Source organism: Bradyrhizobium sp. IC3195, from assembly GCF_020193585.1.
Lineage (GTDB): Bacteria > Pseudomonadota > Alphaproteobacteria > Rhizobiales > Xanthobacteraceae > Bradyrhizobium > Bradyrhizobium yuanmingense.
The window spans coordinates 1-21,428 of record NZ_JADYVG010000021.1; the positions used below are offsets into that span (position 1 = coordinate 1).

Annotated in this window: 19 protein-coding genes and 1 tRNA gene; 10 read left to right on the top strand and 10 right to left on the bottom strand. The window is 62.4% G+C overall.

Translation table 11 applies throughout. The features are described from left to right. Window positions 1-259: 259 nt before the first annotated feature. From I6F09_RS29325 to I6F09_RS29335, 3 genes are all read right to left on the bottom strand, one after another. Window positions 260-1,057, bottom strand: a complete 798-nt coding sequence (locus I6F09_RS29325) for an acyl-CoA thioesterase domain-containing protein (RefSeq protein WP_225189629.1) — start codon at window positions 1,055-1,057, stop codon at window positions 260-262. 181 nt (window positions 1,058-1,238) lie between these two features. Further along, complete coding sequence (queG, locus tag I6F09_RS29330; RefSeq protein WP_225189630.1) at window positions 1,239-2,414, bottom strand: tRNA epoxyqueuosine(34) reductase QueG; 1,176 nt, start codon at window positions 2,412-2,414, stop codon at window positions 1,239-1,241. Then, a complete protein-coding gene (locus tag I6F09_RS29335; protein ID WP_036024387.1) occupies window positions 2,363-3,055 on the bottom strand; it encodes a glutathione S-transferase family protein in 693 nt (230 codons plus the stop codon). Before I6F09_RS29335 ends, queG begins: the two co-directional genes overlap by 52 nt. Window positions 3,056-3,224: 169 nt before the next feature. On the opposite strand from I6F09_RS29335, the gene I6F09_RS29340 reads away from it, so the two are divergent. From I6F09_RS29340 to I6F09_RS29350, 3 genes are all read left to right on the top strand, one after another. Then, the gene (locus tag I6F09_RS29340; RefSeq protein ID WP_225153087.1) at window positions 3,225-4,031 is read left to right on the top strand and encodes an undecaprenyl-diphosphate phosphatase; all 807 of its coding nucleotides are present in this window, start codon (window positions 3,225-3,227) and stop codon (window positions 4,029-4,031) included. Between the two features lie 174 nt (window positions 4,032-4,205). Beyond that, window positions 4,206-5,531 (top strand): FAD-binding oxidoreductase, encoded by a 1,326-nt coding sequence (locus I6F09_RS29345; protein WP_225189631.1) that lies wholly within the window; start codon window positions 4,206-4,208, stop codon window positions 5,529-5,531. A 3-nt stretch (window positions 5,532-5,534) separates the two neighbouring features. Then, window positions 5,535-6,275, top strand: a complete 741-nt coding sequence (locus I6F09_RS29350) for an SDR family oxidoreductase (protein WP_225189632.1) — start codon at window positions 5,535-5,537, stop codon at window positions 6,273-6,275. Between the two features lie 188 nt (window positions 6,276-6,463). On the opposite strand, the gene I6F09_RS29355 is transcribed toward I6F09_RS29350, so the two are convergent. Beyond that, window positions 6,464-7,429 (bottom strand): complex I NDUFA9 subunit family protein, encoded by a 966-nt coding sequence (locus I6F09_RS29355; protein ID WP_225189633.1) that lies wholly within the window; start codon window positions 7,427-7,429, stop codon window positions 6,464-6,466. Between the two features lie 151 nt (window positions 7,430-7,580). Here I6F09_RS29355 and I6F09_RS29360 point away from each other — a divergent pair. After that, window positions 7,581-7,667, top strand: a tRNA-Leu gene (locus tag I6F09_RS29360). A gap of 88 nt (window positions 7,668-7,755) precedes the next feature. Beyond that, window positions 7,756-9,414 (top strand): tyrosine-type recombinase/integrase, encoded by a 1,659-nt coding sequence (locus I6F09_RS29365; RefSeq protein WP_225189634.1) that lies wholly within the window; start codon window positions 7,756-7,758, stop codon window positions 9,412-9,414. 113 nt (window positions 9,415-9,527) lie between these two features. Here I6F09_RS29365 and I6F09_RS29370 read toward each other — a convergent pair whose 3' ends face one another. The 3 genes from I6F09_RS29370 to I6F09_RS29380 form a co-directional block, all read right to left on the bottom strand. Continuing rightward, window positions 9,528-9,941 (bottom strand): GPW/gp25 family protein, encoded by a 414-nt coding sequence (locus tag I6F09_RS29370; protein WP_225189635.1) that lies wholly within the window; start codon window positions 9,939-9,941, stop codon window positions 9,528-9,530. Between the two features lie 272 nt (window positions 9,942-10,213). Further along, window positions 10,214-10,885, bottom strand: coding sequence for a hypothetical protein (locus I6F09_RS29375; RefSeq protein ID WP_225189636.1), 672 nt, complete (start codon window positions 10,883-10,885; stop codon window positions 10,214-10,216). Window positions 10,886-11,622: 737 nt separating this feature from the next. Continuing rightward, complete coding sequence (locus I6F09_RS29380) at window positions 11,623-12,261, bottom strand: recombinase family protein (protein WP_225189637.1); 639 nt, start codon at window positions 12,259-12,261, stop codon at window positions 11,623-11,625. 252 nt (window positions 12,262-12,513) lie between these two features. Here I6F09_RS29380 and I6F09_RS29385 point away from each other — a divergent pair, with 252 nt between their 5' ends. Both I6F09_RS29385 and I6F09_RS29390 read left to right on the top strand, forming a co-directional pair. Continuing rightward, a complete protein-coding gene (locus tag I6F09_RS29385) occupies window positions 12,514-13,785 on the top strand; it encodes an ATP-binding protein (RefSeq protein WP_225189638.1) in 1,272 nt (423 codons plus the stop codon). Further along, window positions 13,785-14,417 (top strand): RloB family protein, encoded by a 633-nt coding sequence (locus I6F09_RS29390; RefSeq protein ID WP_225189639.1) that lies wholly within the window; start codon window positions 13,785-13,787, stop codon window positions 14,415-14,417. The genes I6F09_RS29385 and I6F09_RS29390 overlap by 1 nt, the downstream gene beginning before the upstream one ends. A gap of 505 nt (window positions 14,418-14,922) precedes the next feature. Here the strand turns inward: I6F09_RS29390 and I6F09_RS29395 are convergent. The 3 genes from I6F09_RS29395 to I6F09_RS29405 form a co-directional block, all read right to left on the bottom strand. Continuing rightward, window positions 14,923-15,420, bottom strand: coding sequence for a lysozyme inhibitor LprI family protein (locus I6F09_RS29395; protein WP_057030568.1), 498 nt, complete (start codon window positions 15,418-15,420; stop codon window positions 14,923-14,925). Between the two features lie 295 nt (window positions 15,421-15,715). Continuing rightward, a complete protein-coding gene (locus I6F09_RS29400; protein ID WP_225189640.1) occupies window positions 15,716-16,669 on the bottom strand; it encodes a tripartite tricarboxylate transporter substrate binding protein in 954 nt (317 codons plus the stop codon). Window positions 16,670-16,858: 189 nt separating this feature from the next. Beyond that, complete coding sequence (locus I6F09_RS29405) at window positions 16,859-18,124, bottom strand: MFS transporter (RefSeq protein WP_225153079.1); 1,266 nt, start codon at window positions 18,122-18,124, stop codon at window positions 16,859-16,861. A gap of 274 nt (window positions 18,125-18,398) precedes the next feature. Between I6F09_RS29405 and I6F09_RS29410 the strand changes: the two genes are divergently transcribed. The 3 genes from I6F09_RS29410 (at window position 18,399) to lptC (ending at window position 21,427) form a co-directional block, all read left to right on the top strand. After that, window positions 18,399-19,709 (top strand): UbiA family prenyltransferase, encoded by a 1,311-nt coding sequence (locus I6F09_RS29410; RefSeq protein ID WP_225189641.1) that lies wholly within the window; start codon window positions 18,399-18,401, stop codon window positions 19,707-19,709. 207 nt (window positions 19,710-19,916) lie between these two features. Further along, on the top strand, window positions 19,917-20,531 hold the full coding sequence (locus I6F09_RS29415) for a ribonuclease D (RefSeq protein ID WP_225189642.1): 615 nt from the start codon (window positions 19,917-19,919) through the stop codon (window positions 20,529-20,531). 164 nt (window positions 20,532-20,695) lie between these two features. After that, window positions 20,696-21,427 carry an LPS export ABC transporter periplasmic protein LptC gene (lptC, locus tag I6F09_RS29420; protein WP_036003378.1) on the top strand — a complete coding sequence of 244 codons (732 nt, stop codon included), beginning with the start codon at window positions 20,696-20,698 and terminating at the stop codon, window positions 21,425-21,427. Window position 21,428: the final 1 nt, after the last annotated feature.

Here is a 21,428-nt window from a genome sequence, read left to right on the forward strand (position 1 = left end):
GATATCTCGCAACGCCGAAGCCCACAGCGTCAGCGTATCTTCAACTGACGCGCCACCAATCATCAGATCCCGAATCATGGTCGCCCATGGATTCAGAACCTTCAGGAAGATGCAACTGTAATGCTAGGTCGTCATTCCGGGGCGCGCGAAGCACGAGCTATGGTGCGCAATTGCGCACCTGAGAATCCATAACCACCATCGGGAGTATGGATTCCGGGCTCACGCTTCGCGTGCCCCGGAATGACAGGTGGAAAAGTCCCTACCGCTTCGACGGATTCACCATCGGCTTGCGCTGCGCCAGCGCGGCCACCGTCGCGGTGCCGATCGGACCCTGTTCGTCATAGAGCCAGCATTCGCCGATCGCGACGCCGTCGGTGGCTTGGTGGTTCACCACCTCGAAGCCGATCCACTCTGTCACGGGCAGGCGGTGCAGATAGATCGTGACATCGCTGTTGATGTAGCCGAGCCCCTGGTCGCCGGCGTTCGCAAACGGGCTGGCAAAATCGGCGCCGGTGGCGACGCGGACGAACGGCGTCATCGGGGTGCCCGCGACGAGCTCGCGCACCTCGCTCATCCACAATCTGCGCGGGCCGAGCGAGCCCATATGGCCGACGATCGGGCGCGTCGCCCATTTGCCGTTCATGCCGAGCCTGGGATCGGTCGGCTTGGGGATCTCGGCCGGCTTCGGCGCGTCCCAGTTCGGCGGCGACCAGACATTGCCATCGGCATTTTGCGTCTTGCGCAGCAGCTGGCACGAGGCGCGCGCCATGCTGACCCCGCCGGAAAAGAACTCCGCTTCCACCACGCGGATGCGCATGCCGTCGCGCACCAGCCGCGTCGTCACTTCGATCGGCTTGTCGATAGTCGGCAGCCGGAACATGTCGACCGTGAGCCGCGCCGGCACGAATACGGGCCCGGAATGGCGCTCCTCGATGACGAAGCCGAGCAGGCCGACGATGACGCGTCCGTGCAGCGATTTCGGATCCCATGGACCGTTGGCGACTTCCGTCGGATGGAATGTATCGCCGTCGCGGGTGAAGAATGGCATGCTTGTCATGACGCGCGAGATTGCGGGAATGGGCGGGGAAATCAAGGGTGGTGAGAGCATGTGCCAGCCACAACACGAGTGTCATCGCCCGGCTTGACCGGGCGATCCAGTACTCCGCGGCAGGTGTGATTGAATCGATAGGCCGCGGCGTACTGGATTCCCCGCCTTCGCGGGGAATGACTACGGTGAGCTAGGAAGCGGCGCGCCACTCCTTGCGCACACTCTCGTCGTGCTCGTTACTGATCGCAGCACCCTTCATCGCCTCAAACTCTTCGCGCGCCAGCAACTGGCCCAGCGCCCACACCGCCGCGCCGCGCACCAGCGGACTTGCGTCATCCAATAATCGCCGCGCCGCCTCAGCCAGCGCCACCTCGCCTGAGTTGCCGATCGCAATCAGCACATTGCGCACGAACCGGTCGCGGCCGATGCGCTTGACCGGCGATTTCGTGAACAGCGCACGGAATGCCGCGTCGTCCAGCCGTGCCAGCTCAGCGAGCGAGGGCGCGCGCAACTCGTCGCGCGCGGCGAGTTTTGCCTCACGCCCCTCTTGCGCAAACTTGTTCCAGGGGCAGGCGGCAAGGCAATCATCGCAGCCATAGATGCGGTTGCCGATGCTCTTGCGAAACTCGTGCGGGATCGGGCCCTTGTTCTCGATGGTGAGATAGGAGATGCAGCGCCGCGCATCGAGCTTGTAGGGCGCTGGAAACGCCGCGGTCGGGCAGATGTCGAGGCAGGCTCGGCACGAGCCGCAATGATCGATCTCGGGTTCGTCGCGCGGCAGCTCCAGCGTGGTGTAGATCGCGCCGAGAAACAGCCACGAGCCGAACTCGCGCGAGACGAGATTGGTGTGCTTGCCCTGCCAGCCCAGATGCGCGGCCTGCGCCAGCGGTTTCTCCATCACTGCCGCGGTGTCGACGAACACCTTCACCTCGCTCGGCGCGGTCGCGACCAGCCAGCGCGCCAGCGCCTTCAGCCGCTTCTTGATGAGGTCGTGATAGTCGTCGCCTTGCGCATAGACCGAGATCGCCGCGCGCGCGCGCTGCTTCAGGATCGCGAGCGGATCGGAGTCGGGACCGTAATTGACGCCGAGCATGATCACGCTGCGCACGTCGGCCCACAGCCCGCGCGGGTCGACGCGGCGCTCCGGCTGGTTCGCGAGCCAATCCATGTCGCCATGGCCGCCCGAGGCGATGAATTCGAGGAAGTGTTGTCCGGCTGCATCGATCGAGCCCGGCGCGGTGACGCCGATGCAGTCGAAGCCGAGCGCGTGCGCTTCGCGCGCCAGCGCCGCCTTCAGTTCAGTCGGGTCGCAGCTCAGAAATCCAGGTCCACATAGGTGCGCGACGCCGGCACGCCGGCCAGCCATTCGCTGAGGAGCGGACGGAACGACGGGCGGGATTTCACCCGCGCGTACCACGCCTTTGCTGCGTCGTCCTCGCTCCATGGCACGTCGCCCAGATAGTCGATCGCCGAAAGGTGCGCCGCGGCGGCGAGATCCGCGTAGGTGAGCCGGTCGCCGGCGAGGAAGTTGCGGGTCTGCGCCAGCCAGCCGATATAGGCCAGATGATAGCGCACATTGGCCTTCGCTGCGCGCATCACGTCGGCCGAAGGCGGCCCGCCGCCGTTCTCCTCGCTCATGAAGCGCTTGTAGATGCGCTCGGTGACGAGTGGATGCGAGACTTCCTCGAAGAACTTTTCGTTGAACCAGGCCATCAGCCGGCGCACCTCGACACGCTCGGCAAGCGTCTCCGGCATCAGGCGCTTGGGGCCCATCCCGGCCCCATAGGCCTCATCGACATATTCGGCGATGATGGCCGCGCCCGGAATCGGCGGCTGCTCGTCGTCCACCAGCACGGGCGTGGTGCCGGCCGCATTGAGCAGCAGAAACGCCTCGCGCCGCTCCCAGCTGCGCTCCTCGATCAGCTTCAGGTCGAGCCCGTATTCACCCGCGATCAGGCGAATGAAGCGCGAATGCGGACAGAACGGATGATGAAACAGCGTAAACATGAAGCCTTTGACTATTTGATGGTGCTTAAGAATCCATCAATGTTTGTGCGGCGCCACACTAGCCCTTCAAAACCACGAAGCAAGGGCGTGATGTCGCATTTTGCGATTGCGGCATGGGGTCGAATAGGCGAGAAGGGCCCCGCTTTTCCAGCCGAAATGGACCGTAAATATGTCAGATGCAATACGGGCAGTGATCCTCGGCATCATCGAGGGCGTGACCGAGTTCCTTCCCGTATCCTCGACCGGCCACCTCCTGATCGCCGAGCGCTTCTTTCATCTCGGCGAAGGCGCGTTCTGGGATTCGTTTACGGTTCTGATCCAGCTGGGCGCGATTCTCGCGATCGTGGGGCTGTACTTCCGCAAGCTGTGGGACGTCGTGATCGGCCTGTTCAAGGGCGATGCCTATGCTCGCCGCTTCGTGATCGGCGTGCTGGTCGCATTCCTGCCCGCTGTCATCGTCGGCCTCGTCGCCGGTAAGTACATCAAGCTCCTGCTGTTCAATCCGTGGGTCATCTGCTTCACACTGATCGTCGGCGGCGCCGTCCTGCTCTGGGTCGACAAGCTCGAGCTCAAGCCGCGCGAGTATGATGCCACCAGATTTCCGCTCTTGATGTATCTCTATATCGGCATCGCGCAGTGCGTGGCCATGATCCCGGGCGTGTCGCGCTCCGGCGCCAGCATCGTCGCCGCGATGTTGCTCGGAGCCGACAAGCGCGCGGCGGCGGAATTCTCGTTCTTTCTGGCGATCCCCACCATGATCGGCGCGTTCGCCTACGACTTCTACAAGAGCCGCGCCGAGATGACGATGGACCACATCAACATCGTCGCGATCGGCTTCGTGGTGTCGTTCATCACCGCGATCATCGTGGTGAAGACGTTTTTGACCTATGTCACCCGGCACGGTTTCCTGCTGTTCGCCTGGTGGCGCGTCATCGTCGGCACCCTCGGCCTGATCGCGCTGGCGCTGGGACGGTAGGCCCTGTGTCCGTAGCCCGGATGGAGCGCAGCGCATCCCGGTCCGTCATCACTTGGGGCACGATCCCGGAATACGCTGCGCTCCATCCGGGCTACGCTTTCAACGCAATATAAGCTTTTGATCGGTACTCAGTTTCGCAATGCCGGGCGGCGCGCCCGGCGCAGGAGCTGAGCCATGACCCTCGTCAGCGGCTGGGGGCGCTTCCCGGTCGTCGATACCGAGATGCTGCGTCCGCGCGCGTTCGCGTCGGTTGCCGACGCCATCGTGTCCGGCACCGTGGCGCGCGGCAATGGCCGTGCCTATGGCGATGCCGCGATCGGGACCGTCAGGACCGTGACGATGACGGGCTTCGACCGCATCAGGTGGTTCGATCCGGCGACCGGCCGAATCCGCCTCGAGGCCGGCGTGCTGCTCTCGGACCTGATCGAGACCTTCGGCCCGCGCGGCTTCCTGCCCTTCGTGCTGCCCGGCACGCGTTTCGTGTCGATCGGCGGCGCCATCGCCGCCGACGTGCACGGCAAGAATCACCATTGTGAAGGCGGCTTCGGCCGCTATGTCGACAGCATCCTGCTGCGCACGGGCGAGGGCGAATTGATCGAAGCCTCGCGCGAGCAGAACTCCGACGCATTCCTTGCGACAATCGGCGGCATGGGCCTGACCGGGGTCATCCTCGAAGCGACCTTGCGGCTGCGCAAGGTCGAAACGGGATGGATCCGCGAGCGCGTGATCTCGGCATCCGATCTCGATGCCGCGATGCGCGCGCTCGATGCAGGCGATGCCGCAACTTATTCGGTGGCCTGGATCGATTGCGCCGCCCGCGGCAAGGATCTCGGCCGCTCGCTGATCTATCTCGGCGAGCACGCCGGCAAGGACGAGCTTCCTGCCGGCGCCGCGGCGTTTCCCGCCGGCAAGCATCCCGGTCTTGGCGTGCCCATCGATTTGCCCTCGATGACGCTGAACCGCTTCAGCATCCGCGTTTTCAACGAGCTGTATTATCGCATGGGCGCGCGCCGCGCCGGCGGCAGCCATGTGGTCTCGCTCTATCCCTATTTCTTTCCGCTCGACAGCATTGCCGACTGGAATCGCATCTACGGCAAGCGCGGCTTTCTGCAGCATCAATGCGTGATCCCGGAGAACGGCGCGCGGGACGTGGTCGGCGAGATTCTGGGTCGCGTCGCGCGGCGCGGCGATGCCTCCTTCCTCGCGGTGCTGAAGAAGCTCGGCGAGGGCGAGGGCATCCTGTCGTTTCCGCTGCCCGGCTACACGCTGGCGCTGGATTTCCCTGTGCGCGGCGACATCCTGAATTTTCTCGACGAGATCGACCGTCTCGTTGTCGCGGCCGGTGGCCGGCTCTATCTTGCCAAGGATGCGCGCCAGTCGCGCGAGACGCTCGAAGCCGGCTATCCCGCCTTGCCGCGCTTCAACGCGATCCGCAAAGCGCTCGACCCCGCCGGCAACATCCGCTCCAAGCTTTCACAACGTCTGTTCGATGAGGTCTAGGCCGTGACGTCGCGCAAGTCTGTACTGGTGCTGGGCGGCTCATCCGACATCGGCCGCGCCACGGCGCGCGCCTTTGCCAAAGCGGGATACGATGTGGGGCTCGCCGGCCGCGACGTCGGCGCGCTGGAGCCTGACGCCGCCGATCTTCGCGCGCGCTACAATGTCGTGGTCGGTGTTCACACATTCGACGTGCTCGACACCGCCTCGTTCGAGGGCTTCGTCGCCGGCCTGGCCGCGCTGCCCGATGTCGTCATCTCGATCGTCGGCCTGCTTGGTGTGCAAGAGAGCGCGCAGAGCGATCTCGCCCAGGCCACCGCGATCATGCGCTCCAACTACGAAGGTCCGGCGCTGATCCTCGGCCTGTTCGCGGAGAAGTTCTTGGGCCGCGGCAGCGGCACGCTGGTCGGCGTGTCCTCGGTCGCCGGCGATCGCGGCCGCGCCTCCAACTATGTCTATGGCTCGGCCAAGGCCGGCTTCTCCGCCTTCCTGTCCGGCCTGCGCGCCCGCGCCAGCCGTGGCGGCGTGCACGTCGTCACGGTCAAGCCCGGCTTCGTCCGCACCAGGATGACCGAAGGCATGAAGCTGATCGGCCCGCTCACCGTCGAAGCCCCCGTCGTCGGCGCTGCGATCCTTCGCGCCGTCGAGAGCAAGACCGACATCGTCTATGTCAGCGGCAGATGGCGTCTCGTGATGCTGATCATCAAGACGCTGCCGGAAGCGGTGTTCAAGAAGCTGAGGTTTTGAAAGTCGTGTAACAGGCCAGTCTTCGCTCCAGCGACAGTGCGCCCCCTCGCCCCGTTCTTACGGGGAGAGGGTTGGGGTGAGGGGTCTCTCTCCGCACGAGCGGTCTTCGAGAGACCTGTACCCCCTCACCCGGATTGCTGCGCAATCCGACCTCTCCCCGCAAAGCGGGGCGAGGTAAAGAAGATCCCTCACACGCTCATGCGCTGGAACTGGCCCTGCGGGCGGAAGCGCCAGAGATATTGCGGGGCGATCGCTTCCAGCGAGTCGGCCTGGATGCCGAGGCCTTCCAGCGTCAGCCCGGCCGCCTTCGCCGCGTCCGACACGATATTGTCGCGCTCGAGCAGCGTGACCTGGTCCGGCGTCAGCTTGAACGCGCCCGGCGCGAATTGCAGGAAGTTGGCCTGGAAGCGGGCGAGGCCGAATGTCAGCGGCACCAGCATGCGCTTGCGGTCGGTGATTTCGAGGATCGCCTCGATGATCTCGCGCATGGTCAGCACTTCCGGCCCGCCGAGCTCGTAAGTGGCGCCCGCCTTGGCCTTGCCGTCGGCCGCATCCGCGATCGCGCTGGCGACGTCGCCGACATAGACCGGCTGCATCTTGGTCTCGCCGCCGATCAGGGGCAGCACCGGCGACATCCGTGCCAGCGCGGCAAAGCGGTTGGTGAACTGGTCCTCGGGGCCGAACATCACGGACGGGCGGAAGATCGTGGCGGAGGGAACCGCGGCGAGGACCGCGGCTTCGCCGGCCGCCTTGGCCCTGGCATAGCGTGAGGGCGACTGCGCATCGGCCCCGATCGCGGAGACATGCACCAGCGCGCTACCTGCGGCGGCCGCCGCCTTGGCGACGGTCTCGGCACCCTTGGCCTGGACGGCGTCAAACGTCTGCCCGCCGCTCTCGGTGAGCACGCCGACCAGATTGATCACGACATGCGAATCACGCAGCGCCGCCTCGACCGAGGCCGGATAGCGCAGATTCGCCTGCACGGTGTGAACCTGCCCGACCCGGCCGAGCGGCTGCAGGTATCCGGCGAGTTCCGGCCGCCGCACCGCAACCCGAACCCGGTAATCCCGCTTGCACAGGGCGCGGACGACGCTGCGGCCCAAAAACCCAGATCCGCCGAAAACCGTGACGAGCGTGTCCAGATTCGATGCCATGGGAGCCGTTCCTGCGGAAAAGAGTGTGTCGTGTCAGGCTTGTATCGGGCCGGTTTGCGATGCGCAATCGGCATCCCGACCCCGGCCTCACGCATGAATTGACAACGGCGTCACCGAACCGTAGTAACCGCCTCCGTGCCCCAAACGGCATGCCCAGGTGGTGGAATTGGTAGACGCGCTGGCTTCAGGTGCCAGTGGCTTAACGGCCGTGAAGGTTCGAGTCCTTTCCTGGGCACCATACGATTCTGGATATCAAACAAATCCAGATAGATAAGCCCAATCAGAGTGTTGCGCTGGCCCCGACTGTGTAACAATGGGGTGTAACATTGCTGTTCAGGGTTGTTCGGCCGATGAGCCGGAACGGGTCTCGCTCTCCTTTTTTTGTGCAGCGCATTCCAGCCGACGTTCGTGACGAGGCGGTAGGCAATACGCTCGCGATTCCTCTTGGTGATAGCTTCGTGTTTGTGACGCCCAGCGAGAGCGCACAGGCGATTAGATTCTCGCTCCGCACCACAGACCCCAGCGAAATAAAGACTCGTCAGGCGGCTGCGGCGGCCTTTCTAGAGTCGGTTTGGAAGTCGCTCCGGAGTGACGCTCCCGCGCATCTGACCCACCGGCAGGCCACGGCCTTGGCAGGCGAACTCTATCGCGTTTGGGCGGACAGCGAGAACCGCGCCCGGAGTGTCGCCATGGTCCACACGCCCGGTGTCGGCTGGGCGCCGGACACTGAGAGCCACGAGGAACAGGAAGCTCACTGGGCGGCCATCGTCGCAATGTGGGAGAAGGTCGGCAGGGATGGCGACCCCAAGCACTTGGAGAAGCCCCTTGGCCCTATCGTGGACCGCCTCTTGCTGACGAAGGGCATTCGCCGCGCGGACAGCGAATCACGCGCCATGTTGCTCGTTGCTTTTTGGATGGCGCTGCGAGATGCCTTCATGAGCCGCCAGCGCAATGCAGGAGGGGACTATGCGCCTGACCCCAAGGCCGCCCGCTTCCCAGACTGGCAGGCGCCTGAAGGTGCGTCAAAAGAGAAACTGAAGCGCGGAGCCTCAAAGCATTCCCTCACCGGCTTGGTCGAGGATTGGTGGAAGGAAGCCAAGCGGGCCGGCCGCAAGCAGAGCACCTATGAGAGTTACCGCAACTCGATGGCGCGTCTCGTGGCATTCTTGCAGCACGACACCGCGAGCCGGGTGACGCCGGAGAATATCGTTCGCTTCAAAGACTATCGCGTGCAGAGTGGCGTGAGCCCGAAGACCATAAAGGATAGCGACCTTGCGGGGATGAAGACGGTGTTCGGTTGGGCGGTGGTCAACCGTCGGCTGCCCAGCAATCCCGCCGAAGGGATCACCATCAAGGTAGGCAAGTCGCGCAAGCTCCGGTCCAAAGGGTTCTATGATTCGGAGGCCATCGCCATCCTGAAGCACGCCCGCGAGTTCGTGCCAGGGAGGGAAGCCCCGAAGCTGGCGGCGGCTAAGCGGTGGGTCCCGTGGCTGTGTGCTTTCACGGGCGCCCGCGTGGGTGAGATGATCCAAATTCGCAAAGAGGACTTGCGGCGCGAAGGCAAGCTCTGGGTGCTGCATGTGACGCCCGAGGCGGGGCCCGTGAAGTCGGACGAGGCACGTGATGTCGTGCTCCATAGGCAAGTCATCGAGGAAGGCTTCTTGGAGTTCTTTGAGAAGTCGAAGGGCGGCTATCTGTTCATTGATCCCAAGGCCGGCGAGTTAGGCGTGCGTAACGCGGTGAAGACAGCGCGTAACAAGGTCAATGAGTTCGTGCGCGAGGTGGTGAAGGATAAGAACGTTGATCCAAGCCACGGCTGGCGCCATCGCTTCAAGACTGTCGGCATTGATCAGGGCGTTGAGATGCGCGTGCTGGATGCCATTCAGGGACATGCACCGCGCAATGTCTCGGAGGGCTACGGAGACGTGACCATTAAGGCAAAGGCAAACGCTATCGCGAGGTTTCCCAGCATTGAGATCGCATAAGGCCGCCGCTGGTCCATAGAACCCCTCGGTCCCAAGCGGACTGCTACGGCTACACGTGTGGGGCCTATGGCGTCCGATAGCGGCGCTTACCGGACGAGCGGCATTTATCTTAGTCAGCCCTTTGACGGCCAGGCTGTATAGTGCACCTCGACAGAGCCTTCGGCGCCGTCATCGACATCGCTATACGTGATGGTAACGGCCTCAAGTTGATCGTCGACGAACCGAGGCTGGATGTCTTTTACCTCGATGCGAGGCTCATACTGCGCAAGCGCCTCGGCGCACTGGTCGCGGACAATCTCCGGGGTTAGGCCAGGCTCAGCAGTTCCCTTGGGGGATTGGAAAGAAACGCCAATTTGCGGTCTAAACAGCCTTTCGCCTTTACGGGTTCGAAGAAGTGCTTCGATCGATTGCTTGATTGAATCCGCCCGTCCAATCAGTTTCCCAGTATGTCGGTCAATATCCGTCATGAGTTCCTCAAAGGTTTTCATCAACCATTTAGAGATAGGCACGGCCTTCTCATCGAGCAAGGCACCGAGATAATCGCTCGTGCCCGAACCTTGGGAGATAAAGACCGAGCGTTGAGGGCTCGCTTAGGCCGCACCTTCCCCAGTCAGGTCGATGGTAGCACCCGGAATGGCACCATCATCGCTCTGGTCCGCTTTGCCCGTGCTCCTGCACGACGGCCCCGTGCACTCCCAGTCCTCCATGTGAAGACCCGGGGTAGTCTCAAGCTTTGCCCGGAGTGAGTGCTGGGTCACATTGAGCACTGAGCGCTGGCCCTTTGATCTGCATTGCCTCTTCACGAGGAGCGCTTCAGGGGGCGACCGTCGAGGAGAGCGAATGCCTGGGCTATTCGACAGCGCAGCTCCTCGGGTGTCACCTTGAAGTCAGGCTTGTCGGCATTCTGGCAGAGCAGCCGGCATGCGAGGTCCATGGCGTCATCACGGTCCAAGTGGGGCGACTTCGTTGGCTTTCCTTCCCGTGTGAGGTTGGAGCTGGATCGATGCGCCTCCCGGTCGGGTATGTCCTCCCTCCGCAGATAATAGTGGTTGTCTCCGCTTGGGGTCTGATGGCCAGCTTGGGTGTCCGCGATGAGCCGTAGCAAGGGCACCTTGTAGTCCTGCCCAGCGATGCACCAGCGGAGGTGCGGGTAATCCTTCCGCCCGGGTTGATCCATCTCCTTGCGGTTCAGACCTATAGATCCGCCAGCAAGCAGTAGCAGACGGATTATGATGACCGCCTCAGGGTCTACATACCGGGGGCTCCGAAGGGTACCTTCAGGGCCGGTGTCTTTGACCTGAATTCCCAGCTCGGGTGTAAGTGCTAAGATAGATCCCTGCGGTATCCCAACCCAAAGCAATGAAGGATCAGGCTTGTGCTTCGAGGGGTCCGCTCGATGAGCGAGCGCTTGGTCGAGATAGGTGCACAGAGCCTCATATCCCTCCTTTGATAAGGGCAGATAGGCAGGCATGCGGGTTCGGCCCGGCGGAGGCTTCGCCATTGTGGTTCTCCTTTGGCTGATGTTGGGTGGCTTGGTGGCCCGCTGAGGGGCCGTAGAGGGTGTTTTCGAGAAGTGCACGACAGAGGTGGTGCCGCACGGGACCCCAGAGGCTTCTAAATGCTCCGGGTTCTATAGCGGCCATCTCGCAGGTCTTTGCGATTGCTTAGGATTTAGCCTCGCAATTTCGCCCCAAGACTGCTTGGCGCTCCTATACACTCGGGTCAATAGGGGGAATATCGCAACGTATTCTAGGCGCTGAGGAATTTCTCCCCGAGCTTCCGGTCTTTGCCTGGGGCGCGGTGTTCAGGCCTAGAGGTTGTAAGATGCTCTGGGTCAATAGGGAGCGACCCGCAGGCCTTTGCGACTGCTTAGGAATTTACCCGCTTACTTCGGTTTTATGTACCGCCTCGGCTAAGAGTCCTCGGGTCAATAGCGCAGCCAATTTAACCGATTGAAACTGCAGCAAGAATCGCCAGGGCGCGGGACGCTTTGCTGCTCAGCGCTCTTGGTCTATGACCACGGACCCCCTGGGCCGCACCCAAAATGACAATCTCGCGCCCACGCTACCAGTGGCTCGGGGGCCTCTTCCATAGCGACTGCAATTCAAGCCGCTGAAACCAAAGTGCTTTTCCATCTCGATTGCCGGCCTTTTCGCAGCCATAAGTTGAGCTGCTTAGGAGACCACAATCAAATAGATACGCCTCCGGTTAGCTTTGCCAGCGCATCAGGGCACCCTCCGCCGCCGTTCGGTCATCTCGAATGCGGTAGATGGCTTGCCGGCTAAGGCCGGTGGCGCTGGCGATTTCTCCGATGCCCGCCGAAAGGTCCAACATATCGCAGACCGTTGAGAACTGCTCCTTGCTAAAGCTCGGCTTTCGGCCGCGGTACTTGATTTCGCCATCTGTGGACCGAGCCAGAGCAATTCCGCTGCGCTGCGCCTCTTTTAAGGCTTCAGCATTCGCCTGCGCTGTGGCCGCCATAAAGGCAATAAGGGCGTCTCTAACGGCCTGCTGCATTGGGTCCTTTGTCGCCCCATCGAAGGCAAGGCCGTTAATGACCGTGCGGATGATGACGCCTTGCCGCATGAATTGCCGGATGGTGTCGCATACGTCACCGTAGTTGCGGCCAAGTCGATCAACCCACCGCACCACCAGCGTGTCACCACTGCGGAGAATGTCGAATAGGCGCTTCCCCTCTGGCCTATCGGCAAGGCGCGTGCTGATGCCCGATACGCCATGATCGGCAACGACCCGGTCAATCTTGAAGCCCGCAGCCTCCGCATGCTGGCGCTGATGCTCGATCGTTTGGTCAGCGGATGAAACACGTGCGTAGAAGATGACGGCCATCAGGTCCTCCCCACTGTCCGATAGGATGGTGTCCGCTGAGTAACATATCCGTTAGCTCAAAACAACCCTAACGGACGGACTTCGAGGGAACATTTGAGAGACCGATAGGGTATACCCTAACGGTCAATCTTGTGCCGAACACCCTGGTAGAACCATTTTAACACCCCAAGTTAATGCAGTCTGGAGCAAGAGTTTGCAATTTTTTTGCAAATAGTGCTCTAAGAGTGATTCGAAGATACAGGATGATGACCCATGTTGCTGTTCATCGCAGTCGAAAACTACAGGTCTTTGCACGAACGGCAGGAGCTCTCCCTAGTCCCGTCTAGCTTCTACAAGGAGCTGCGAGAGACCCTCATCACATGCGAGGGGCTTCCTGACCGACAGCTACTACCATCGGCAGTGATCTATGGGCCGAATGCGTCGGGAAAGAGCAATCTAATCGCCGCCATGCGCTGGTTTCAGACGGTGGTGATGCAATCCCACTCCAAAGGTAAACCCGATGGGGGTGTGCCGCGTCACCCCTTTGCACTAAGCCCATCTGCCAAGGAAGAACCGACGAGAATCGAAATCGAGTTCGTTTTGGATGGCAGTAGGCTTCGCTATGGTTTTGAAGCGTCGGACACGGAATTCACAAGCGAATGGTTAGTTGCTTTCCCAAATGGCCGCTCGCAGGTTCTGTTTGAACGGACCTCCGCAAAGAAAATAAAGTTTGGGCGCACGTTGAAGGGGCAGAACAAAGTCATTTCGGAGCTGATGCGCCCCAACAGCCTCTTTCTTTCGGCGGCAGTGCAGAATGGGCACGAACAACTTCTTCCGGTCCACAGCTACATCGCCGCGCTAGCATTCGACTCGTCAGTCTCTAACGTCGGACCAATCGCGGTGCGGGGCGAACAACTGGACGCTCGCATTATCGAATTTCTTGAAAGCATCGGCACGGGGGTAGTCGGCTTCCGCAGACGACAGGTCACGCGATCACCTGAAACCGATAAATTTTTGAAGGAGCTGACTGCTCTCATCTCGAATCACACGAAGGCGCCCCCCGAAGATATCGCGACGCCCGGAGACTTCGTTCTGGAGCTAGAACACAGTTCTGATGGAGCGGAGCCGGTTTACTTCGGTTTGGAGGATGAAAGCGAGGGGACAAAGCGCCTTTTGCTCATCCTATCTTCGGTTTTCGATGCACTCGACAAGGGCTATCCGCTTTTCATTGATGAGCTAGATGCAAGCCTGCATACGCAGGTCGGTGATGCAATACTAAGCCTGTTTGCCAGTAGAAGCTCGAATCCGCGCGGTGCACAGCTTATTGCGACTACGCACGATACGAACCTCATGGGTTCGCCATGCCTCCGCAGGGATCAAATCTGGTTCACCGAGAAGGACGGCCGGGGTGCAACCCACCTTTTTCCGCTTTCCGATATCAGAACCCGGAACACCGACAATATCGAGAAGGGTTACCTCCAGGGGCGATATGGTGCGATCCCCTTCTCAGGAAATTTCAAAAGCCTAGTATCTGCGAAGCACTAATGGTCAAATGGCGGGATACAAATACGAAGCGTCGGCGTGCGAGCCGCGATCCGAAGCGTCGATTCTTGGTTGTGTCGGAAGACGCGAATTCCGCGCCCGCCTATCTTAGGGCTCTAGCAGGCGTCTCGAACTCGATCATTGATGTCATCGGAGGCGCAGGAACGCCGGAAGTCATTGCCCAAACCGCAATCGACCATGCGTTAGACAGGGGCGTTATCGGAAAGAAGCGCAAGGGCTTGGCTTGGTATGAGCGAACCGATCAAGTCTGGGCAGTCTTTGACCGCGACGTACATGAGCACTTCGACAAGGGTGTTCGCCTTTGCGAAGAGAACGGCATTCACGTTGCCCGATCGAACCCATGCTTTGAGGTCTGGCTGATTCTTCACATGGACGATTTCCATAAGCCCCATGACAGGCACGAAGTCCTTGATCATCTGTGCGGCATGCTCCCGGACTACAAGCACGGCAAAGGAAAGAACGTCGACTACGGAAAATTATTGACCGCGCTGGAGGATGCGGAAAAACGCGCAGAGAAACAGCTAGAGGCCCGCAAGAGGGAAGGCGCCGAATATGGCCCTCCTTCCACAACGGTCTTCAGGTTGACTCGGAGCATCTGGAAGAAGCGCCCTTAGCGGCTCCATGAGCGGCGGCCGTGGTCCTTTGCATGTGATGGTGCCCTGCGCCAGCGTCGCAGTCATACCTATGAGGGCTGTACGCCAAGAAAACGCGCTCGATTTGCTGCCTCCAGAAACCAGGGCCTACCGGGGGGAAAGCCGCTGAGTGCCGCGCAGGGGTCACCTCTCGCGTGCGCTACCCTGGGGCAAATGCCGGCCGGGCTCGATGGCTCCAACATTCTGACCTCCAGCGCTTTAGCCCGATGGGTAACCGAACTGTGTAACATCCTTGATGGCCGCGCCGAAAAATCGCATTATTACAAGGACAAGGGGCGAGGGGCAGCCGGTCCCTTCCTGGGCACCACCCCCTGCTCAAGCGATTGAAATGGCTCATCCGCAGGACACCGAGCCGCTGACCGGTCCACGACACCGAAGCAAAGCGCTCATGGCGCGCCGAATAGCCGTCGTCGCCACGGCGGAAGCTGCCGGCAAGGCTGGTGACCCCGAGCCCCTCTAGGAGGCCTCAGTGCTCGTTGACCGCAGCGCCCAGCTTGATCAGGCTCAGCGAGCGGTTCGCGGTCTCGCGCAGGCGGCAGTAGCTCGCGCCGCCCCGGTACATGCCGGGGTCGACGTTGTCGAAGACCGCGCAGAGGCGATCACGCGAGGCGGCGAAAACTTTCTGCGAGTCATTGACGGCCTTGATCGCGTCGGCGAACCCGCCGGCCTGAACCTTCTTCAGCGCCTCACTGGTTTTCTGCGTCCAGACGGCGAGTTCGCGCGCCGCGCAGGCCTTCCATCTGGCGACATCGTCATTCGCGCCCTCTGCCGCCTTGATGCAGGGGTCGGCGACGAGCCCGACGCAGGCGCTGCCGAAACCGCCGGTTTTCTCCACCTTCTTCAGGCAGGCATCGATCACGGCAAGGTCGGCTGGCGCGGTGCTCTGGGCGGTGTCTTGGGCGAAAGCCATCGATGCCAGCGGGAGGCCTGCGGCGAGAATCGCGGCGGCAAGCTTGAATTTCACGGGAGATCTCCGTTCGGCGCATCGATGCAACCTTGGTCACCGGAGGCCCGGCGTGGGTTCACCCGAATGTGGAGCAGGAGCCGTTCCTCACACCACCTTCTTCCCGGTCCGCTCCGCCACCGCCTTCTGCACGTCATATCTGGAAACCATCTGGGCGGCTCCGCAACGACGACCGTGCATTTGACACGCCGGCAGACGCCCGGAGTGTCGCCATGATCCGCTCGATGTCGGCTGGGCGCCGAATACGGAGAGCCACGACGAGCAAAGCGGGCTGGGCTGCTAGGCCGCGACGCGGCTAATCCGACGGCTTGACGCCGAGATCGCCCAGGATGCGGAGCATCACGTCGCTGTCGCGCTTGAAGATCCGATTCGTCGTTTCGAAATCGGCCGGCGATGACAGGATGAAGTTGTTCAGCATCTGCTGAACTTTCGGATCGGTTCCGGCTTGGATCAGCAGCGGCGAGAGGCGATCGACGATATCCCGCGGCGTGCCGGACGGCACCGCAAACGTGGTGAAGGGACGCAGATTGTAGAAGTCGCCGACGGCGCCTTGCTCGGTCATGGTCGGCGTGTCCGGATGGGGCGGCAGACGGGTGCCGACCACGCCGATCAGGTTGCCGGTGCCGGCCTGGATGACGGGCGCGGCTGCGGCATAGCTCCCGGCGGCGCCATCAAGCGTCTGTCCGGCGACGTCATTCCACATCGGCGCCTCGCCGCGATACTGGATGACCTGAACCTTTATGCCGTATTGCTTGGCGATCGTCTCGATCAGGACGTGCGGCGTCGAGCCCACGCCGTAGGATCCCCAGTTCACGCTGCCGACTTTCTTGCAGTATTCGATGAACTCGCGCAGGTTGGTCGCACCGGTCTTCTTCGCCGCCACGACCGGACCGCCAGCGCCGATGACCATCGTCAGATAGGTAAAATCATTTTCGGGATCGTAGGGCAGGTCTCTTACCGTGACGCGGTTCTGGATCAGCGACGACGAGATCGTGCACAGGATGGTGGTGCCGTCCGGATCGGCGCGTTTCGCTTCTGCCACGCCGATGACGCCGCCGGCGCCGCCCTTGTTCTCGACGATGACCGGCTTGCCCACCTGCCGCGCCAGGAAGTCGCCGAACGCGCGCGCGATGCCGTCGGTCTGGCCGCCCGGTGGATAGGGCACGATGATCCTGATCGATTTGGACGGCCACGCGGATTGCGCATCGGTCCTTACAGCCGGCGCGCACAACGCGACGGCCGAACCCATCACGAATGTTCGTCGTGTCAGCTTTCTCATTTCCCGCCCTTGGACTTGTTGTTTCTTGTCGAGTCGCGAGGACCGATCGGATGAAACTAGCGAAGAACGTGGCTGCGTGACGTGCGGCACTGTGTCCGCAACAAAGCAGGTGACTTCCACCACGCGGAAAACGCATTCGGACGGCGGCTCCTCTCCCCCTCACACCACCCGCTTTCCCGTCCGCTCCGCCACCGCCTTCTGCACGAAATACATCATCACCAGCGTGACGATCGTCGTGGTGACGACGACGTAGCCGATCCGGTCGAAATGGAGTAGCGCGCCGTCCGCGCCTTGCGCGATGATCGCGCTGGCGAGCACCGAGCCGAGCCCGCCGGACAGTTGCTGGAGCGAGGCGCTGACCGCGCTGAACGAGCCGCGCTGGCCGGGCTCCGGGATCGCCGACATCAGCGCCTGCGAGGGGATCATGCGCGAGAAGATGCCGACGAACATCAGCACGTTGACGATGATTGCGGTCGCGAGCGAGACGTGGCCGAGATGGGTGTAGATCAGCACCATGAGGACGGTCATGGCGCAGCCGAACACGAAGGTCGGATATTTGCCGAACGCGTCGCTGGCGCGGCCGACCAGCGGTCCCGTGACGATGCTGAACAGGCCGGAGACGAGATAGATCGTCGGCAGATGCGTGATGTCGATGCCGAGATTGTGCACGGTGTAGGCGCTGGAGAACGGCATCAGCATGTAGCCGCCGGTCGCCAGCAGCGTCGTGACGGCGAAGGCGAGCGTGTAGCGCGGCTCACCGACCGTCGCGACCAGATGGCGGAACGGGTTTCTGTCCTGCTTCAGCTTCAGATGCGCGTCGACCGGCTCCATGGCAAAGGCGATGATGGCGATCGTCACGATCGACAGCACCACGATGGCGATGAAGCAGACATGCCAGCTCCAGTGATTGGCGAGAAACAGGCCGGCGGGAATGCCGAGCACCTGGCTGGCGGCGAACGCCGTCTGGATGATTCCCATCACGCGGCCGCGCATCTGCAACGAGAACAGGTCGGTGATGATGGCGAGCACGACCGCGCCGATCACGCCGCCGAACAATCCGGTCACGATCCGGCCGATCAGCAGCACATGGTAGTTCGGCGCCACCGCGCACAGCAACGTCCCCAGCGTGAAGCCGACATAGAAGAACAGCAGGAGGCGCTTGCGATCGAAACGATCGGCAAAGCCGGCGGCGAGGATGCCCGATAGTCCCGCACTGAACGCGTAGGCCGATACGGCAACGCCGAACTGCCCCGCCGTGATGCCGAGCGCGGGCATCAGGATAGCGCCGAGCGGCGACATGATGATGAAATCGAGGATGATCGTGAACTGCGTCAGCGCCAGCAGCGCGATGAGGAGCGCCTGGTAGCGCGAAAATCCGCGCGGACGCTGGTCGTCGATCGGCGCAGCGAGCGTTGGTTCGGTCATGGCACCTGATCCAGGGTGGGACCCCCGGGGAGGGAAATTGGCAGATAGGGTGGGCCGGGACGATATCCACGGCGCGCGAAGCAAAAGTTCTGACGGTACAGGAAGCTCGCGCCGGATTGTGGGATCCGGGCAACAGCGCCTCGGGCGGAAGCCGCCCCATCTCTCCAGGTGAATTAAGCCGCCTTTAGTGAATGTTCCCATAGGGTTGGCCGTCCAATTTCCTGCTCCCCCGGCCGAATGCCGGTCATGTCACGGCAAGTCAGAGCGTTTTCGGATGGAGCAGCGTGCCTCCCAGTATGATCCTGGCCTGTCCGAGCCGTCGGCGGCCCGGACCCTCGTCATCGACCTCGAAGGCGCGCTGCTGCGTTCCGAGCTGCTGATGGAGGCGCTGTTCTCCAGCCCCGGCCGCATGCTGGCGCGCTTCGGTGCGGGCGGACGGGCGGGGATGGCGGCGCTCACGGCGATCCTGGCGCGAGCCGAGATCGACTACGCCCATCTGCCCTATGATTCCGATGTGATGAACCGGGCGCTGGCGGCACGGGCGCGCGGTGAGAAGATCTATCTCGTCGCGGATCGGCTCGCCGCTCATGCCGCGGCGATCTCAGCGCATCTCGGCTTCGATGGCGTCGTCACGCACGCCGATCTCGCGGCGGGGCGCGTGCCGTTCGATTGTGCCTCCATCACGCGCATCGAAAATCGCGAGGTCCGTAGAGCCGGCCTCGCCACCTGGGTGAAGGCGCTGCGGGTCCATCAATACGCCAAGAACACGCTGGTGTTCGTGCCTGCGCTCACGGCGCATCAGCTGAACCTTTCGACGCTCGGCTACGCGCTGCTCGCATTCCTGGCGTTCTCGGCCTGCGCCTCGGGCGCCTATCTGATGAACGATCTGCTCGATCTCGCCGCCGACCGGCAGCATCCGAGCAAGCGCCACCGCGCGCTCGCAGCCGGCGATTTGCCGATCTCGTCGGCGCTGTCGGCCATTCCTGCATTGTGGTTGTTCGCGCTTGCCGCCAGCCTCTGTATCTCGCCGCTGTTTCTCGGCGTGCTCGGCCTCTATCTCGCCACCACGATCGCCTATTCGCTCGTGCTCAAGCGCAAGATGCTGGTCGACATCGTCACGCTCGCCGGCCTCTACACGCTTCGCATCGTCGCCGGCGCGGTCGGCGTCGGCGTGGTGCTGTCGGAATGGCTGTTGATCTTCTCGCTGTTCGTGTTCACCTCGCTCGCCCTGATCAAGCGCTTCAGCGAGCTCAGCATGCGCGAGAGCGTGGGCCTCGCCGATCCCTCCAACCGCGACTATCGCGTCACCGACCTTAACGTCATCGCCGCGATGGCGGCGGCAAGCGCCATGAACGCGGTGACCGTGTTCTCGCTCTACGTCTCGTCCTCGGCGGTGACGCCGCTCTACAGCCGCCCCTGGATGCTGTGGCTGCTCACGCCGCTGCTGCTCTACTGGTTCGGCCGTGCCCTGATGATGGCGCATCGCCGCGAGATGCCGGACGATCCGATCCTGTACGCGTTCCGGGACGGCCCCAGCCGCACCGCAGTCGCGGCGATGGTCTGCATCATGCTCGCTGCGATCTGACCGGCCGTAAGGTCACGGCCGCTTGCGTGACCTGTTGCGACTGGCTACATCGCGATCCATTCGACTAAAGCGCGATGCGATTAAGATGAATCGCCATCGCGCTTTAGGTTATTGATTGAGCATGATCTTTTTGGAAAACCGCTGCACACTTTTCCGGATCATGCTCTAGCCTATGATATCGACGCACCGATTCGACCCGAGGTTTTCATGACCGTACGCCTGCACCGGGGCGACCTGCCCGACCTGTCCCGCTACACCGGAGCGGTCGCGATCGACACCGAGACTATGGGGCTGAACCCGCACCGCGACCGGCTCTGCGTGGTGCAGCTCTCGCCGGGCGACGGCAGCGCCGACGTGGTGCAGATCCCCAAGGGCCACACCGACGCGCCGAACCTGAAGGCGCTGCTCGCCGATCCTGGGGTCACGAAGATATTCCACTTCGCGCGGTTCGACGTCGCGGTGCTGTACCAAACCTTCGGCATCATGACCGGGCCGATTTATTGCACCAAGATTGCGTCCCGCCTGACCCGCACCTACACCGACCGCCACGGCCTCAAGGACCTCGTCCGCGAGGTGCTCAACATCGACCTCTCCAAGCAGCAGCAGTCCAGCGACTGGGGTTCCGACAGCCTGAGCGAGCCGCAGCTCGCCTACGCCGCCTCCGACGTGCTGCATCTGCATGCCTTGCGCGAGCGGCTGGACGCCATACTGGTGCGGGAAGGCCGCAGCCAGCTGGCGCAGGCCTGTTTCGACTTCCTGCCGACCCGCGCCCTGCTGGACCTCCAGGGCTGGGCGGAAGAGGACATTTTCGCGCACTCCTGAAGGCCCCCCGTGGCGGTTGGCCCGGGATTGCCGCCCCGTTTCGGACACTTTCGTAACGGCCTGTCGCCGGCTGCATATTTGGGCGGCGCCGGATAGAATGGGGTGCGCCCCCTCGACCGGACAAGGCGAGCGATACGTCAGGAGACAGGTAAGCAGGAACCCCGGTGAATTCGGCCCAGAACCCCACCTACGACGCCGCGCTTGCGGCGAAGTTTGCCAGCGCGGCCCGCCACAGCCGCCTGGTGCGGATTCTGCGCATCGCGGTCCCGGGTGCTGTGGTGCTGTCCATGGCTGTCATCGTCGGCGTCTCGATCTTCAATCCGTTCCGCATGCTGATGCCGAAGCTGCCGCTCGACTCCGGTAATCTGGTGGTGTCGGGCACCAAGATCACGATGGAATCGCCGCACCTCGCCGGCTACACGCCGGACCAGCGGCCCTACGAGCTCTGGGCCAAGACCGCGACGCAGGACATCACCGATCCCGATCATGTCGATCTCAATGACCTGCGTGCGAAAGTGCTGATGGAGGACAAGTCGACCCTGTTCCTCGATGCCCGCACCGGCCGCTTCGACAACAAGCAGCAGCAGCTCGATCTGCGCAAGGACATCTTGCTGCGCACCTCGACCGGCTACGAGGCGCGGCTCAATTCCGCCTTCGTCGACATGGGCAAGGGCACGGTCTCCTCGGACGAGCGCGTCGACGTCAAGCTGACCAACGGCACGCTGAGTGCGGATCGCCTGCGAATTACCGAAGGCGGCGACGTCATCCGCTTCGAGGGCAATGTGGTGATGCATCTGGACAAGCTGGATGAACCCGCCGCTGCTCAGCCTGGACCAACCGAGCCTGCGCCGACGAAGACGCGCACGCCTCAGAACAAGTCTGCCAATTCGAAGTGAT

Bases quoted from the DNA above. Each gene is read 5' to 3' on its own strand.
- I6F09_RS29325 (WP_225189629.1), bottom strand. From the start codon at position 1,057: ATGACAAGCATGCCATTCTTCACCCGCGACGGCGATACATTCCATCCG.
- queG (WP_225189630.1), bottom strand. From the start codon at position 2,414: ATGGCTGGCCGGCGTGCCGGCGTCGCGCACCTATGTGGACCTGGATTT.
- I6F09_RS29335 (WP_036024387.1), bottom strand. From the start codon at position 3,055: ATGTTTACGCTGTTTCATCATCCGTTCTGTCCGCATTCGCGCTTCATT.
- I6F09_RS29340 (WP_225153087.1), top strand. From the start codon at position 3,225: ATGTCAGATGCAATACGGGCAGTGATCCTCGGCATCATCGAGGGCGTG.
- I6F09_RS29345 (WP_225189631.1), top strand. From the start codon at position 4,206: ATGACCCTCGTCAGCGGCTGGGGGCGCTTCCCGGTCGTCGATACCGAG.
- I6F09_RS29355 (WP_225189633.1), bottom strand. From the start codon at position 7,429: ATGGCATCGAATCTGGACACGCTCGTCACGGTTTTCGGCGGATCTGGG.
- I6F09_RS29375 (WP_225189636.1), bottom strand. From the start codon at position 10,885: ATGCCTGCCTATCTGCCCTTATCAAAGGAGGGATATGAGGCTCTGTGC.
- I6F09_RS29380 (WP_225189637.1), bottom strand. From the start codon at position 12,261: ATGGCCGTCATCTTCTACGCACGTGTTTCATCCGCTGACCAAACGATC.
- I6F09_RS29385 (WP_225189638.1), top strand. From the start codon at position 12,514: ATGTTGCTGTTCATCGCAGTCGAAAACTACAGGTCTTTGCACGAACGG.
- I6F09_RS29390 (WP_225189639.1), top strand. From the start codon at position 13,785: ATGGTCAAATGGCGGGATACAAATACGAAGCGTCGGCGTGCGAGCCGC.
- I6F09_RS29400 (WP_225189640.1), bottom strand. From the start codon at position 16,669: ATGGGTTCGGCCGTCGCGTTGTGCGCGCCGGCTGTAAGGACCGATGCG.
- I6F09_RS29405 (WP_225153079.1), bottom strand. From the start codon at position 18,124: ATGACCGAACCAACGCTCGCTGCGCCGATCGACGACCAGCGTCCGCGC.
- I6F09_RS29410 (WP_225189641.1), top strand. From the start codon at position 18,399: ATGGAGCAGCGTGCCTCCCAGTATGATCCTGGCCTGTCCGAGCCGTCG.
- I6F09_RS29415 (WP_225189642.1), top strand. From the start codon at position 19,917: ATGACCGTACGCCTGCACCGGGGCGACCTGCCCGACCTGTCCCGCTAC.